11 protein-coding genes are annotated in these 15,022 nt (G+C 67.4%); 2 read left to right on the forward strand and 9 right to left on the reverse strand.

Annotation, left to right across the window (positions count from 1 at the left end):
- Nucleotides 1-27: 27 nt before the first annotated feature.
- The 9 genes from L3V85_RS07805 to L3V85_RS07845 all read right to left on the reverse strand — a co-directional run bounded on the left by L3V85_RS07805 (nt 28) and on the right by L3V85_RS07845 (nt 10,429).
- Complete coding sequence (locus tag L3V85_RS07805; protein WP_124148801.1) at nt 28-1,179, reverse strand: PDDEXK nuclease domain-containing protein; 1,152 nt, start codon at nt 1,177-1,179, stop codon at nt 28-30.
- On the reverse strand, nt 1,176-2,375 hold the full coding sequence (locus L3V85_RS07810; RefSeq protein WP_124148802.1) for a tyrosine-type recombinase/integrase: 1,200 nt from the start codon (nt 2,373-2,375) through the stop codon (nt 1,176-1,178). Before L3V85_RS07810 ends, L3V85_RS07805 begins: the two co-directional genes overlap by 4 nt.
- A gap of 232 nt (nt 2,376-2,607) precedes the next feature.
- Entirely contained in the window at nt 2,608-4,614 is a 2,007-nt protein-coding gene (gene mdoH / locus L3V85_RS07815; protein WP_237678752.1) for a glucans biosynthesis glucosyltransferase MdoH, read from the reverse strand.
- 5 nt (nt 4,615-4,619) lie between these two features.
- Nucleotides 4,620-4,823, reverse strand: coding sequence for a hypothetical protein (locus tag L3V85_RS07820; RefSeq protein WP_237678753.1), 204 nt, complete (start codon nt 4,821-4,823; stop codon nt 4,620-4,622).
- 193 nt (nt 4,824-5,016) lie between these two features.
- Nucleotides 5,017-6,405 carry a sigma 54-interacting transcriptional regulator gene (locus L3V85_RS07825; RefSeq protein ID WP_237678754.1) on the reverse strand — a complete coding sequence of 463 codons (1,389 nt, stop codon included), beginning with the start codon at nt 6,403-6,405 and terminating at the stop codon, nt 5,017-5,019.
- Entirely contained in the window at nt 6,402-7,055 is a 654-nt protein-coding gene (locus tag L3V85_RS07830) for a hypothetical protein (RefSeq protein ID WP_237678755.1), read from the reverse strand. The genes L3V85_RS07825 and L3V85_RS07830 overlap by 4 nt, the downstream gene beginning before the upstream one ends.
- 56 nt (nt 7,056-7,111) lie before the next feature.
- Complete coding sequence (locus L3V85_RS07835; protein ID WP_237678756.1) at nt 7,112-8,539, reverse strand: sensor histidine kinase; 1,428 nt, start codon at nt 8,537-8,539, stop codon at nt 7,112-7,114.
- The gene (miaB, locus tag L3V85_RS07840; protein ID WP_237678757.1) at nt 8,539-9,885 is read right to left on the reverse strand and encodes a tRNA (N6-isopentenyl adenosine(37)-C2)-methylthiotransferase MiaB; all 1,347 of its coding nucleotides are present in this window, start codon (nt 9,883-9,885) and stop codon (nt 8,539-8,541) included. Before miaB ends, L3V85_RS07835 begins: the two co-directional genes overlap by 1 nt.
- An 85-nt stretch (nt 9,886-9,970) precedes the next feature.
- Nucleotides 9,971-10,429, reverse strand: a complete 459-nt coding sequence (locus L3V85_RS07845) for a hypothetical protein (RefSeq protein ID WP_237678758.1) — start codon at nt 10,427-10,429, stop codon at nt 9,971-9,973.
- Nucleotides 10,430-10,682: 253 nt separating this feature from the next.
- Between L3V85_RS07845 and L3V85_RS07850 the strand changes: the two genes are divergently transcribed.
- Both L3V85_RS07850 and L3V85_RS07855 read left to right on the forward strand, forming a co-directional pair.
- Nucleotides 10,683-11,870 (forward strand): efflux RND transporter periplasmic adaptor subunit, encoded by a 1,188-nt coding sequence (locus L3V85_RS07850; protein WP_237680521.1) that lies wholly within the window; start codon nt 10,683-10,685, stop codon nt 11,868-11,870.
- Complete coding sequence (locus L3V85_RS07855) at nt 11,867-15,019, forward strand: efflux RND transporter permease subunit (protein ID WP_237678759.1); 3,153 nt, start codon at nt 11,867-11,869, stop codon at nt 15,017-15,019. Before L3V85_RS07850 ends, L3V85_RS07855 begins: the two co-directional genes overlap by 4 nt.
- Nucleotides 15,020-15,022: the final 3 nt, after the last annotated feature.

Here is a 15,022-nt window from a genome sequence, read left to right on the forward strand (position 1 = left end):
CTTAGGATCGATGCTGCAGACGCCCGGTTACTGCGGGGGTTTCTTGAGCTGCTTCGAGGTGCGCGATTCCAGCAAGCGCCGCGTAGCCTCCAGTTCCTTCTGCAACAGTTCGGCATCCGGCAGCACGGTACGGTAGTTCGCCGCCATCACCTTCGACGGCAAGCCTTCCAAGGCGTACCGCGCTAGGGCGTGGCCCTTGTCGGCGCACAGGATCAACCCCACCGGCGGGTTTTCATCGGAATAGGCCCAATGCTCCTTGGCATAGTTGCAGTACATGAGCATCTGGCCTACGTCCGCATGGGACAGGCTGCCCAGCTTCAAGTCGATGATGACCAGGCAGCGCAGCCGCCGGTGGAAAAACAGAAGATCCACTCGATACCACGTCTGGTCGATGCGCAAGCGACGTTGCCGGCCGACGAAGGTGAATCCTTCGCCCAGCTCAAGCAAGAAATCCTCTAACCGCTGGATCAGCGCGGCCTCCAGATCGGATTCCGAGTACTCGTCTTTGAGGTTCAGGAACTCCAGTACATAAGGGTCTTTGATTGCATCGTCAGGCCTGACGGCATCCTCGGGCGTCGGCGCAGCCCCTTTGACCAGCATCGCCGCCTTGTCCTTGGACAAGGCCGTGCGCTCGTAGAACTGGCTACTGATCTGCCGGTCAAGCTGGCGCACGCTCCAGCCGCCGCGCAGCGCCTCGGCCTCGTAGAAGCTGCGGGCGTGGTCGTCCTTGATCGCCAGCAGCCGCACGTAGGCCGACCATGGCAATGGGAACACCTGGGCTAGTTCGTCCAACAGTGAAGGCCACCCCTGCATCAGCAGGGAGCGCCCTGGTGACGGCGCGGCAGAAGATTCGCTAGACACTGTCTGGCGAATTGGCCAGGTCAGGAAAAACGACCGCATCTGCTGCAAGTTCGGGCGGCTGAACCCGCGCCCGAACTGGGCGGTTAGGTCGGCCGACAGCCGCTCGATCAACTGCTCGCCGTACCCCGCACGGCGCTTGCCTTGCTGCTCGGCTTCCACGATGCGCCGGCCAATCTCCCAATAGCTGGCTGTCATCAGCGCATTGACGCTGCGCGCGGTCGCACGGCGGGCAGCATCGAGCACTTCCACGATCCCGCCGTGGATGCCGGCATAGCCGGCTGGGGATTTCCCCGCCACCGTCAGCGTTTTATTGGTCATGCCGTGGCCTCCGCAGGGCGGGATGCGCCGGTGATCGTCTTGCGCCGGTTCGCCACCAGTTCGGCCGCCTTGCGCACCGGGTCATCCTCGGTGTGGACGTAGCGCATGAACATCGCCACGGTCTTGTGCGCGGTCAGCGCCATGCCGACCTTGACCGGGATGCCCGAGTTGGCAATGTCGGTGGCCGAGCGGTGACGGATGCCGTGCGTGCCTACATGCGCCGCGCCCGCTGCCTTGAGCGCACGGCTCCAGCCGTTGTAATACTCGCCCGTGGTCAGGTGCTGGCCGGGATGGTTCGGGGATGGCAGCACATACGGGCAATCGTCCCGGCGCGGTGCTGCCGAAAGCAGCCGATAGGCTTCCTCGCTCATGGGCTTGGACATGCCGCCGGTCTTGCTGTCGGGCCAGACGACGCGCCGGTTCTCGAAGTCCACCCAATCCCATTGGAGCGTGACGATTTCGCCGCGACGGCCGGCGAACTCGAATTGGAGCCGGATCGCCAGCGGGATGACGTAGCTCTCCAGTCCCTCGGCCTCCAGATGCTCAAGATGACGGAACAGCTTGCCCATGTCCTCGTCGCTGATGAGGTGGGTGGCCTTGCCGTTGGGGAACATCGGGACATGCCGGCACGGATTGGTGCCGTCGGGCCGGTAGCCCCACACCTCGGCCAGATTGAACATCCGGCGCATGACGCTGAACGTGCGGTTCGCGTCGGCCGGCTTGTGGGTCATCTTCTTCATCATCCCGGCCACGTCCGGGCGCTTCACGTCCTGAACCTTCATCCGGCCGATCATCGGGACGATGTTGCGGTCGATGACGCTCTGATAGCCTTCCTGGGTGCTGGGCTTGTTGCGCAGCTTGGAGTAGTCCTCCATGAACTTCGTGCAAAGCTCTTTGACCGTGGGCGCTTTGCGCGCCTGCGCCTTGTCTGCGGCCGGGTCGCCGCCCCGGCGCACCTGGGCCAGCCATTCCTGAGCCAGCGAGCGGGCCTGTTCGACGGTCAGTTCCCCGTACTGACCCAAGGCGGGCTTGCGGCGCTCGCCGGCGTTCGTCCGGTACTGGAGCATGAACACCTTGCGGCCCGATGGGGTAATCTTGCATAAGAAGCCGGGCACCAGGGTATCCCTGAGTTCGACAGCCTGCGCCTGGGGTTGTGCCGCATCGACTGCGGACTTGGTGAGCTTGATCTTTGCCATGATGACTCCTCGGAAAGACCCGATTCCCAAGAGCCTCATAGGGGCCACCAGCAGGGAAGTTGGGTCAGGTTTCGGAAAGCACCGGCATATGTTGAACTCGCCTAAGTTATTGATAAACCTGCTGTATCGAGCTTTGGCGTAGTCCAGCGAAGTTCGGTGCTGGAGTCATCGTGAAATGAAAAAAGCCGGCGCAATGGCCGGCTTCTTCGGGGGGGCGGGATGCCTCAGCGCATCAGGCGGTCGCCAGTGCGGCCGGGCGGGCCAGGCGCACCGCATGCATCCAGGCGCGGCGCAGTACGGCCGGCGAACGCGATTCCTCGGGAATCAGCAGGAAGCCGCGATCGCGCAGCGTGGTGCCCAGCGCGATCTGGCTGGTCAGCACGGTCAGCGGAATCGCCAGCAGCAGCGGCAGGCCGACGGGCATGAGCCAGATCAGCGCGCTCGGGTCGATCATGGCGACGCCGACGGCCAGCATGGCGATCACCAGCGTCATGGGAGCCAGCTGCGTGGCCGCGATCTTCCACGGCACGGCGGCGGCTTCACGCGGGGGCGACTTCCAGTCGAGCTTGATGCCGGTGAGGGCCACGACCACGAACAGCGAGTGCGCCAGCATGCGGACGGGCGCCTGCACGATGGCCAGGCCGCTTTCGAGCACCGAGCTCTTCACCAGGCCCCACACGCCGCCGTATTGGCGCTGCTCGCCGCGCATCAGCACGGCGGCGATGCCCAGCACGCGCGGCAGGAACAGCAGGCACAGGGTCCAGACCCACAGGCCGGCCAGTTCGGCGGGCAGCACGCTCCAGCTCGAGACCAGGCTCGAACCGCTGAGCCACAGGGCGGTGCCCAGCGTCAGGAACGCGAGCCACAGCGGAGCCGACACATAAGCCATGGTGCCGGTCACGAACATCGCGCGGTGCACGGAGTGGATGCCGGGCTCGGCCATCAGGCGGGCGTTCTGCAGGTTGCCCTGGCACCAGCGGCGGTCGCGCTGCAGTTCGGCCAGCAGGTCCGGCGGTTGCTGCTCGTAGCTGCCGACCAGGTCGGACACCAGCCACACGTTGTAGCCGGCACGGCGCATCAGCGCGGCTTCGACGAAGTCGTGCGACATGATGCCGCCCGACATGCCGCCGGTGCCCTTGATCGGGGCCAGCGCGCAATGCTTCATGAAGGGCTCGACGCGGATGATGGCGTTGTGGCCCCAGTAGTGCGATTCGCCCAGTTGCCAGAACTGCATGCCCAGCGTGAACAGGCGGCCCGTCACGCGGGAAGCGAATTGCTGTGCGCGGGCATGCAGCGTGACGTGGCCGATGGCCTGCGTCGCGGTCTGGATGATGCCGGCGGTCGGGTTGGCTTCCATCAGCTTGACCATCGAGGTCAGGCAGTCGCCGCTCATGACCGAGTCGGCGTCGAGCACGACCATGTAGCGGTAGTCCTTGCCCCAGCGGCGGCAGAAGTCGGCCACGTTGCCGGCCTTGCGGTGCGTGCGGCGGGTGCGCAGGCGGTAGTACACCTCGACCTGCGGCTGGTTTGGGCTTTCGGCCAGCGCGGCGCGCAGGTCTTCCCAGGCGGCGCGCTCGGCGGCGGCGGTCTCGGGGTTGTAGCTGTCCGAGAGCACGAACACGTCGAACTGCTTGGCGTGGCCGGTGGCCGCGACCGATTCGCAGGTGGCGCGCAGGCCGGCGAACACGGTGGCCACGTCCTCGTTGCAGATCGGCATGATGATCGCCGTGCGTGCCTCGGGGTTCATCGGGTGGTTGACCACCTGCTTGGCCGAAAGCGCGTGCTTGTCACCGCGCACCGAGACGTAGAAACCCATGAGGGCGGTCACGAAGCCGGTCACGACCCAACCGGAGAGCAGGCCGTACAGGCCGATCTGGCCGTATTCGAGCCAGACGTTGTCGTAGTCGGGTTGCACGCTGGCGAACAGCGACGACGCGATCACGGTGCTCAGCAGGGTGAGCATCATGAAGGCGAGGCGGCGGCGGGCCGCGGCGCGCTGCCAGGGTTGCTTGACTTCGGTGGCGGCCTTGGCTTCGGTGTCACGGCCGGCGCCCAGCTTCACGAGCGCGGCGGTGCCGAGGCTGTTCCAGAAACCGCGCCAGGGGCGGGGCGTCATGGAGCCGCGGTTGATGGGAGGAGCGGTGACGGCGTTGGGATGGCGTTCCTCGCGCACCGGGCTGCGGTGTGCGAAGTCGGTCTCCGCCAGAACATTCAGTTGCGAAAAGTCGTTTGGCTTCATGTGATTTACCAACGTTGCTTGTCGAGGGAGGGGGTGTCGCCAATGGCCGGAAGGCGCTTGAAGACGCAATCGGTGGCGGCGCCGCCTGCGCTGGCGAGCGCGGCTGGCGAATAGCCCGCGGCGCGGGGCCGCGAGGGGGAAAACTGCTTTTGACGCAGGCCGTCGCGCTGCTGGCGCAGTGCGAAAGATGGGCTGGTGAGTGCTGTCATGCCTGTACAGGGGCAAACCCTGTGCCAGGCTGGAAAAACGCTTTCAGATCAACGACTTGGGCCGATCCGAGTGTCGTTTTAAGGGGGGAGGCCGGCTGGAGGCTCCCAAAACCCCCGATTTTGTCGCCGAATCCCGACAAGCCTGCGGGGCTCGTTGGGTTTGGCTATAAAAATCAACGACTTAGAGGCGTCGCTACTCGGCGACAGGGTCGCTGCCGCCAGCGACAGCGTCGGCTTTGAAGTGCCCCGGAGTGAGTTCGTGCTTCTGCAACAGGCGGTAGAACTCCGTGCGATTCCGGTCGGCCAGGCGGGCCGCGTCAGCCACGTTGCCGTCTGTCAGCTTGAGCAGGCCGACGAGGTAGTCGCGCTCGAAACGCTGCTTGGCCTCGGCATAGGTCTGGACTTCGACGCTCGGCACGCGCAGCGCGCGCTGCACCAGTGCCAGCGGGATCAGCGGCGAGCTCGAAAGCGCGCACACCTGTTCCACCACGTTGAAAAGCTGTCGCACGTTGCCCGGCCATGCGGCCGTGGTCAGCGCCTTCAGCGCCTCGGGCGCGAAGCCCGACAGCCGCTTGCCGTACTTGGTAGACAGGCGTTGCAGGAAGTGGTTGGCCAGCAGCGGAATGTCCTCGCGCCGCGCCGACAGCGGCGGCAGCGTGAGCGTCACCACGTTCAGGCGGTAATACAAGTCTTCGCGGAACTGCCCTGCTTCCATCGCCGCGTCGAGGTCGCGGTGAGTGGCCGAGACGATGCGCACGTCGACCTGGATCGACTGGCTCGCGCCCAGCGGGCGCACCGCGCGCTCCTGCAGCACGCGCAGCAGCTTGACCTGCAGCGCCGGCGGCATGTCCCCGATTTCGTCGAGCAGCAGCGTGCCGCCGTCGGCCTGCTGGAACAGGCCTTTGTGGTTGGCATGGGCGTCGGTGAAGGCGCCCTTCATGTGGCCGAAGAGTTCGGACTCGAGCAGCGCCTCCGGAATGGCGCCGCAGTTGACGGCCACGAAGGGTTTGTCGGCGCGCGCGCTGGCCTTGTGGATGGCGCGCGCCAGCAGTTCCTTGCCGGCGCCCGAGTCGCCGCGCAGCAGCACCGAGGCGTCCGACTTGGCCACCATGCGCGCTTCGGCCAGCAGTTCGGCCATGCGGTTGCTGCGGCTCACGATCTCGGAGCGCCAGCTGTCGTCGCCGGCCTTGCTTGGCGTGGTGGCGGGCGCGCCCAGGGCCAGCGCCTGGGCGATCTTGTCGAGCAGCTCGCGGCCGTCGTAGGGCTTGGTGAGGTAGGTGAACACGCCGCGCGCCGTGGCCTCGACCGCGTCGGGAATGGTGCCGTGCGCGGTCAGCAGGATGACCGGCAGCGACGGATGGCGCTTGCGGATCTCGTCGAACAGCTGCAGGCCGTCGCGCCCGGGCAGGCGCACGTCGCTCAGCACCAGTTGCGGATGCTCGATCTCGAGCTGGGTGAGCGCGGTTTCGGCAGAGGTCACGGCCGTGACCTGGTAACCCGCCGAGCTCAGCCGCATCGAGAGCAGCCGCAGCATGTCCGGGTCGTCGTCGACCACGAGGAGGCGGGCGCCGGTAGTGCTCATTGATTGGATCTGCTTCCGTTGGGAGGTGGTGTGGCCGGCAGGGTGTTGGGCCGGGCGAAGCTGCGTTCGATGGCGCGCAGCGCCTCGATGCGGTCGTTCAGCTGGTCGATGCGGCGCTGGGCGTCGCGCAGCTGCTGCACCTGCTTGTCGCGATCATCCTCGACGCGGCGCTGCTCCACGTAGCGCGCGGCCAGGGCGCGCGACAGCGGCTGCAGGGCCTGCGCCTCGGGCGCGGGGTTGGAATTCACGCGCTGCAGCAGGCCCAGGGCGCGCGCCAGGTCGGCCGGCGTGCGGGTCTGCGAAAGCAGCAGCGCCAGCTGCATCTGGGTGGTGGGCGAATCGCCGGGGTCGCCGATGCGCGCGATCTCGGCGCTCAGGTCGGCGCCGTTCAGCGGGCGCACCTTGTCGGCATACGACAGCATGGCCGCCACCGGCCCCTGCGTCATCAGCGTGAAGAGCGAGGCCGGCTGCGTGGCGGGCGCCTTGGGTTCGGCCTCGACCGGCATCACGCGCGGCAGCACGACAGGCGGCGGCAGCGCATCGGCTTCCGCGGGCGGCTTGGGTTGCGTGGAGCAGGCGGTCAGCAGCAGGGCGAATGGCACGGCCATGGCCCCGGCGGAGATGGAACTGCGGACGAACGAAAAAGACATGGGTCGAAAAAGAGGACGCGGGGCGGTCAGGCAGTGTTGGAGTGGGGCCCGCGGTGTCAAGCCGTGCGCGGCAGTTCGATGCGAAAGCGAGCACCGGGACCGCCGGGCTGCAGGGTGATGCGGCCCCCGTGGGCTGCAATGTACTCCTGCACGATGGAAAGTCCGATGCCGGTGCCTTTCACCGTGTGCTCCGGCTGGCGTTCGCCGCGGAAGAAGGGTTCGAAGATCCGGTCGCGGTCGCCCTCGGCGATGCCCGGGCCGGCGTCGTTCACGTCGATGTGCACCGCCTCCGGCGTTCCCGACACCGCCAGCGTGATCACGCCGCCGGGCAGCGAGAAGCGGATGGCGTTGGACAGCAGGTTGGCAATGGCCGTGCCGAGCTTGGTTCGATCCACCGTGATGGCGATCGGGTCGCCCTCGGCGCGCACGCGCAGGCCGTGCGACTGCCATTGCAGCCGCTGCGCCTCGATCTGCTCCTCGATCAGCGGCAGCAGCTCGGTGCGCTCGCGGCGCAGTTCGCGCGCCTCGAAGGCGGCGGCGTTGAAGCGCAGCAGCGCCTCGATCTGCCCCTGCAGCGCCACCGTGTTCTGCTGCAGGATCTGCGCGACCTCGAGCTGTGCCGGGTTCAGCGGCCCGGGCACGCCGTCTTCCAGCAGCGAAACGCCTTCGCGCAGCGCCGCCAGCGGCGTCTTCAGCTCATGCGACACATGGCGCAGGAATCGCGCCTTGTCGGCGTCCAGTTCGGTCAGGCGCAGCCGCAGCCATTCGAGCTGCTGCGACACGCGCCGCACGTCGGCCGGGCCGCGGATGTCGATGGGTTCGTCGAGCCGGTTCTGGCCGAGGCCGACGATGGCGTGCTCCAGCCGCTTGAACGGCCGCGCCAGCCAGATGCCGAAGGCCAGCGCCAGCGACACCGCCAGCACGCTGGCGGCCACCACTTCGCGCATCAGCCGGCGGCGCGCGTTCTCGATGCGCTGGGCCAGCGCGTCGTTCTGCGTTTCGATCAGGAACTGCGCCTGCTGGGCGAGGTTGGTGTTCAGCGCGTCGAGTTCGCGGAACTGCATGGCCATCGTGCTTTCGCGCTGGAGGGCGCTGTCGGCGCTGCCGCTCATCAGGCCCTCGATCACGCCGAGCTGGGTGCGCCACATCTCGATGCCGGCGGGCGGCAGGCCGTTCTTCTCGAGCCGCTCCAACACTTGGTGCGCCTCGCGCGCGGCGTCGTCGAAGCGGCGGCGCAGCACCGCGTCGTTCAGTACCAGCGACTGGCGCCCGGCGCGCTCCATGGCCGCGCTGCGCTCCGCCAGCGACTGCGACGCGCCCGACAGGCGCAGCGCGCGCGCGGCCGCGTCGCGGCTTTGCGTCATCAGCGCGTCGTACTGCAGCACCGAGCGCAACGCCACGCCGACCAGCAGCGCGGTGATCAGCAGGAACGCGAACAGCAGGAGCTGCTGGAACGAACCCCGGATGGATGGCCGCTTCGCCATCAGTGGGCGAGCGCCATCGGCGATTCGTTCGTCACGACCTCGCCGCGCAGCGTGTAGGCCAGCGAGCGGGTGATGCGCAGGTCGGTCATCTGGCCGACCAGGCGCGCGTCGCCTTCGAAGTTGACGACGCGGTTGCAGGCGGTGCGGCCCATGAGTTCGTTGGCGTCCTTGCGCGAGGCGCCTTCCACCAGCACGCGCTGCGTGGTGCCGACCAGCGCCTGGCCGAAGCGCTTGACGTTGGCGTCGATCACGGCCTGCAGCGTGTGCAGGCGAGCGAGCTTCACTTCGTGCGGCGTGTCGTCGTGCAGCGCGGCGGCCGGCGTGCCGGGGCGCGGGCTGAAGATGAAGCTGAAGCTGGCGTCGAACTGGCAGTCGTCGATCAGCTTCATCATCTTGTTGAAGTCGTCGTCGGTCTCGCCGGGGAAGCCGACGATGAAGTCGCTGCTCAATGCGAGTTCAGGACGGATGGCGCGCAGCTTGCGCACCGTGCTCTTGTATTCCATGGCGGTGTAGCCGCGCTTCATCGCCATCAGGATGCGGTCGCTGCCGTGCTGCACCGGCAGGTGCAGGTGGCTCACGAGCTGCGGCACCTTGGCGTAGGCCTCGATCAGGCGCGGCGTGAATTCGTTCGGATGGCTGGTGGTGTAGCGGATGCGCTCGATGCCGGGGATCTCGGCGACGTATTCGATCAGCAGCGCGAAGTCGGCGATCTCGGCGGTGTCGCCCATCTTGCCGCGATAGGCATTCACGTTCTGGCCCAGCAGCGTGATCTCGCGCACGCCCTGGTCGGCCAGGCCGGCGATCTCGACCAGCACGTCGTCCAGCGGGCGGTTCACTTCCTCGCCGCGGGTGTAGGGCACCACGCAGTAGCTGCAGTACTTGGAGCAGCCTTCCATGATCGACACGAAGGCGGTGGCGCCTTCGACGCGCGCGGGCGGCAGGTGGTCGAACTTCTCGATCTCGGGAAAGCTGATGTCGACCTGCGGGCGGTCCAGGCGCTCGCGGTCGTTCAGCATCTCGGGCAGGCGGTGCAGGGTCTGCGGGCCGAACACGATGTCGACGTAGGGAGCGCGCGCGATGATGGCCTGGCCCTCCTGGCTCGCCACGCAGCCGCCCACGCCGATCTTCACGCCCTTGGCCTTCAGGTGCTTGACGCGGCCGAGATCGGAGAACACCTTCTCCTGGGCCTTCTCGCGCACCGAGCAGGTGTTGAACAGGATGAGGTCGGCCTCGTCCACGTTCTGCGTGGGTTCGTAGCCCTGGGCTGCATTGAGCACGTCGGCCATCTTGTCCGAGTCGTACTCGTTCATCTGGCAGCCGAAGGTCTTGATGAATACTTTTTTCATGGGGAAATCTCTCGTGGCCCCGTGCGCTTCATGCGCAAGGGCGGGGCGATGCTGGCGCGCGAAGGAGGCGTCGCGCCGCCTGGGCTTATTGCGTGTTGACGGTGTCGTTCGAGGTGAACGGCCAGATGTTCAGGAAGGGCTTGTTCAGCGACTCGCGGCTGGCGGAGGCTTCGTCGGGCGTGAGGATCCAGACCTCGCGCAGCAGCCCGGCGGCGTCGCGCGTGTAGTTGACCAGGTACTTCTGGCCAATGATGGCGCCGGGCATGACCAGCATGTTCTGCGCGCTGCGGATGCGCGCGCCGGCGCCCAGGCGGTCGGCCCTGCCGTCGAGTTCGACGTCGGGTGCATTGGTGACCATGAACTTGCCGCGCAGCGTGCCGATGGGGAAGTTGCGGCCGCCGACCAGCGATTCGTTCTGCGTCTGCGGCCGGGGGACTTCGTCCTGGGCACTGGCTGCGAGGGGGAAAACGCCGGCAGCGCCTGCGACGAGCGCGCAAAGCGCTATGAAAGTAAGAGCATTCGTGGGTTTCTTGCAGCGGTTCATGGGGTTTATCCAGAGGCTGTGGACCGGCGATTTTAACGAGGGGGTGTTCCTCGGGCCGGCGGGCAGCAGGTTGGTGTTCGGGCTTTGGGTTGACTTGCTTTACATTTCTTTACGGTGCCCGTGACCACCGCGGCACGACCGCTGATCCAATAGCCGCTGTCAGCCCAAAGTGCACAAGAACCCCATGAAAAAAAATGTCGCTGTCGCCCTTGCGGGCGTGTTGATCGTAGCCGTCGCAGGCGGCTGGTGGAGCATGTCCGCAGACAAGCCGGCCGCAAAGACTGCCAAGGCTCCCGGTGCCGGCGGTGGTGCGCCCGGCGCAAGCGGCGCGCCTGCGCTCGTGACGCTGGCCACCGCGCAGAAGCAGGACGTGCCGGTGACCGTGCAGGTCAACGGCAGCGTGGTGTCCCTCAACAGCGTCGACCTGCGCCCGCAGGTGACCAACACGGTGAGCGCGGTGCATGTGAAGGAAGGCCAGTTCGTCAAGGCCGGCCAGTTGCTCTTCACGCTCGACGACCGCAACGACCAGGCCAATCTGGCGCGTGCCAAGGCCCAGCAGCAGAAGGACGAGGCCACGCTGGCCGACCTCGAGCGCCAGTACAAGCGCAGCCAGGACCTGGTGGCGCAGAACTTCATCGCCAAGAGCGCCGCCGACGCCACGCTGTCGCAGCTCGAGGCGCAGCGTGCCGCCGTGGCCGCCGACCGCGCCGCCGTGCAGTCGGCCCAGGTGGCGCTGGGCTACGCCACCCTGCGCGCGCCCATTGCCGGGCGCATCGGCGCCGTCAACATCTATCCGGGCACGCTGGTGCAGCCGACGCTGTCGCTGGTGACGGTCACGCAGCTCGACCCGATCGCGGTGAGCTTCCCGGTGCCCGAGGGCAACCTGCAGGATCTGCTGGAGGCCTCGCGTTCGCGCTCGAAGGTCGAGGCGGTCGTCACCGGCCGCAAGGAGCCGCTGGCCGGCACGCTCGATTTCGTCGACAACACGGTCGATCCGCAGATCGGCACGGTGCGCGCCAAGGCGGTGTTCGCCAATGCCGACCAGGGCCTTTGGCCGGGGCAGTTCGTCGGCACGCGCATCACGGTGCGTACGCTGGAGGGCGCCACGGTGGTGCCGGCCGCGGCACTGATGATGCTGTCCGACGGCCCGTCGCTGTACGTGGTCGATGAGGGCAAGACCGCCACCCGCCGCAAGGTGAAGGCGCTGCACACCTTCGGCACCAAGGTAGCCGTCAGCGGCGTGGAGCCCGGCGAGCAGGTGGTGATCGAGGGCAGCCAGAACGTGCGCCCGGGCGGCAAGGTCCGCGTCGATGCGAAGGCGCCGGCCGCGGCGCCTGGCGCGCCAGAGTCCCCGGCCAAGGGCACCACGGGCGTCACGCCCGGCAGCGCCGCGTCTTCGGACGGCACCGACGTCAAGCCGCCGCGGCAGGAACGCGCATGAACATTTCAGAGCTCTGCATCCGTCGTCCCGCGATGACGGTGCTGCTGTCCGCCGCCGTGGTGGTCATCGGCATCTTTGCCTACTTCAGCATTCCCGTCGCCGCGCTGCCCAGCTACAACACGCCGGTCATCAACGTCAACGCGCAGCTGCCGGGCGCGAGTCCGGACACCATGGCGTCGTCCGTGGCGCTGCCGCTCGAAAAGCAGTTCTCGACGATTCCCGGGCTGCAGACCATCAGCTCGGTGAACACGCAGGGCGTGACCTCGCTCACGCTCGAATTCGTCAGCAGCCGCGACATCGACGCCGCCGCCGTCGACGTGCAGGCCGCGCTGCTGCGCGCCCAGCGCCAGCTGCCGCAGGAACTGACGCAGCTGCCCTCGTACCGCAAGGTCAACCCGGCCGACGCGCCGGTGCTGTTCATCGCGCTGATCTCGCCGTCGATGAACCCGTCGGAGCTCAACGACTACGCCGAGAACCTGATCTCGCCCACGCTGTCGACCATCGACGGCGTGGCGCAGGTGGGCGTGTACGGGCGCAAGGCCTTCGCGGTGCGCATCAAGGCCAATGCCGACCTGCTCAATGCGCGCGGCATCACGCTCGACGAACTGGCCAAGGCCGTGAACTCCGCCAACGCCAACACGCCGGTCGGCACGCTCGACGGCCCGCGCCAGACGCTCACCATCCAGGCCAACCGCCAGCTCATGAAGGCGGCCGACTTCGCCAAGCTCATCGTCGGCCAGCGCAACGGCTCGCCGGTGCGGCTGGACGAGGTGGCGACCATCGAGGACAGCTTCGAGTCGGTGAAAACCGCCAGCAGCTTCAACGGGCAGGACTCGATTTCGCTGGCCGTGCAGCGCCAGCCCAACGCCAACACCGTGCAGGTGGTGGACGCTGTGCGCGCGCTCATCCCGCGCTTCAAGGCCGAGCTGCCGCAGTCGGTCGAGATCCAGATGGTGAACGACCGCTCGCTGTCGATCCGCGAAGCCGTGCACGACGTGCAGCTCACGCTGCTGGGCACCATCGCGCTGGTGGTGCTGGTGATCTTCCTGTTCCTGCACCGGCTGGTGGCCACGCTGATTCCGGCCGCGACCATTCCCATCTCGCTGATCGGCGCGGTGGCGCTGCTCTACGCCTTCGGCTACAGCCTGGACAACATCTCGCTGCTGGGCATCACGCTGGCGGTGGGCCTGGTGGTGGACGACGCCATCGTGGTGCTCGAGAACATCATGCGCTACGTCGAAAAGGGCATGGACCCGTTCGCGGCGGCGCTGCGCGGCGCGCGCGAGGTTGGCTTCACCATCGTGTCGATCTCCATCTCGCTGGTGGCGGTGTTCATCCCGATCTTCTTCATGCCGGGCGTGATCGGCCTGCTGTTCCACGAGTTCGCGGTGGTGGTGGCGCTGGCGGTGCTGGTGTCGGCGGTGGTGTCGCTCACGCTGGTGCCGATGCTCGCGAGCCGGCTGCTCAAGCAGGTGCCGCGCAAGGAAGGCGCGATCGACCACGAGGAAGAGCACCCCGAGCCCGGCACCGCCATCGGCCGTGCCTTCGAGCGCGGCTACCGCGCGGTGCACGGCAGCTACATGCGCTCGCTCGACTGGACGCTGGGCCACCGCAACGTGATGCTGCTGATGGCGGGGCTGACCTTCGTCGTCACCGGCTGGCTGTTCGCGACCATCCCGAAGGGCTTCTTCCCGGAAGAAGACATCGGCCAGATCCAGATCACCACCGAGGCGGCCGAGGACATTTCGTTCACCGCCATGAAAGCGCTGCAGGATCGCGTGGCCGATGCGCTGCAGGCCGACCCGAGCGTCGACTACGTCAGCTCCTTCGTCGGCGTGGGCGGACCCACGGCCACGCAGAACTCCGGCCGCCTGTTCGCGGTGCTCAAGGCGCGCGGCGAGCGTCCGGCCATGGGCAAGGTGCTCGAGTCGCTGCGCCAGCGCTTCCGCGAGATCCCGGGCATTGCCGTCTACATGCAGCCGGTGCAGAACCTGCGCCTGGGCGGCCGCCAGAGCAAGGCGCGCTTCCAGTACACGCTGCAGAGCGTGAACGCCGGCGAGATGGTGCCCTGGGCCACCAAGCTCATGGAGCGCATGCGCGCCGACCCTGCCTTCCGCGACGTCACCAGCGACTCGCAGAACCGCGGCCTGCAGGCCACGCTGGACATCGACCGCGACAAGGCCGGCGTGCTCGGCGTGGCGGTGGGCGACCTGCGCACCGCGCTCTACAACGCGTATGGCGACCGCCAGATCGGCAGCATCTACGGCGCGAGCAACACCTACCAGGTGATTCTTTCGGCCGCCGACAACGATCGCCAGTTCGAGGAAGACGTGGCGCGCCTTTCGGTGCGCAGCAACACCGGCAAACTGGTGCCGCTGTCGGCCTTCTCGACGGTCAAGCGCACCGTGGGGCCGACCTCGGTCAACCACCAGGGGCAGCTGCAGGCGGTGACGGTGTCGTTCAACCTCGGCCCCGACGTGCCGCTGGGCAACGCGACCGCGAAGATCGACCAGTTCAAGGACGAGCTGAAGATGCCGCAGTCGATCATCACCACCTACGGCGGCGACGCGGCGGTTTTCCAGAGCTCGCAGTCGAGCCAGGCGGTGCTGCTGGTGCTGGCGGTGCTGGTCATCTACGTGCTGCTGGGCGTGCTGTACGAAAGCTACATCCACCCGATCACCATCCTGGCGGGGCTGCCCTCGGCGGCGGTGGGCGCGCTGATCTCGCTGAAGATCTTCGGCTTCGACCTGACGCTGATTGCCACCATCGGCATCCTGCTCTTGATCGGCATCGTGAAGAAGAACGCCATCATGCTGATCGACTTCGCGCTCGACGCGCAGCGCACCGAAGGCCTGAGCCCCGTGGATGCGATCCGCGAGGCCTGCCGGCTGCGCTTCCGCCCGATCCTGATGACCACGCTGGCCGCGCTGATGGGCGCGCTGCCGCTCGCGCTGGGCCTGGGCGCCGGCGCCGAGCTGCGTCAGCCGCTGGGCGTGGCGGTGGTGGGCGGGCTGATCTTCTCGCAGGTGATCACGCTGTACATCACGCCGGCCATCTACCTCGCCCTGGACCGCTACAGCGGCACCGGGCCGATGGTCGACCTGCCGGGCGAAGCGAAGAAGCCCGAGGCCGCGGCGGCGCACGCCTGAACC

The organism is Variovorax paradoxus, assembly GCF_022009635.1.
Classification (GTDB): Bacteria; Pseudomonadota; Gammaproteobacteria; order Burkholderiales; family Burkholderiaceae_C; genus Variovorax.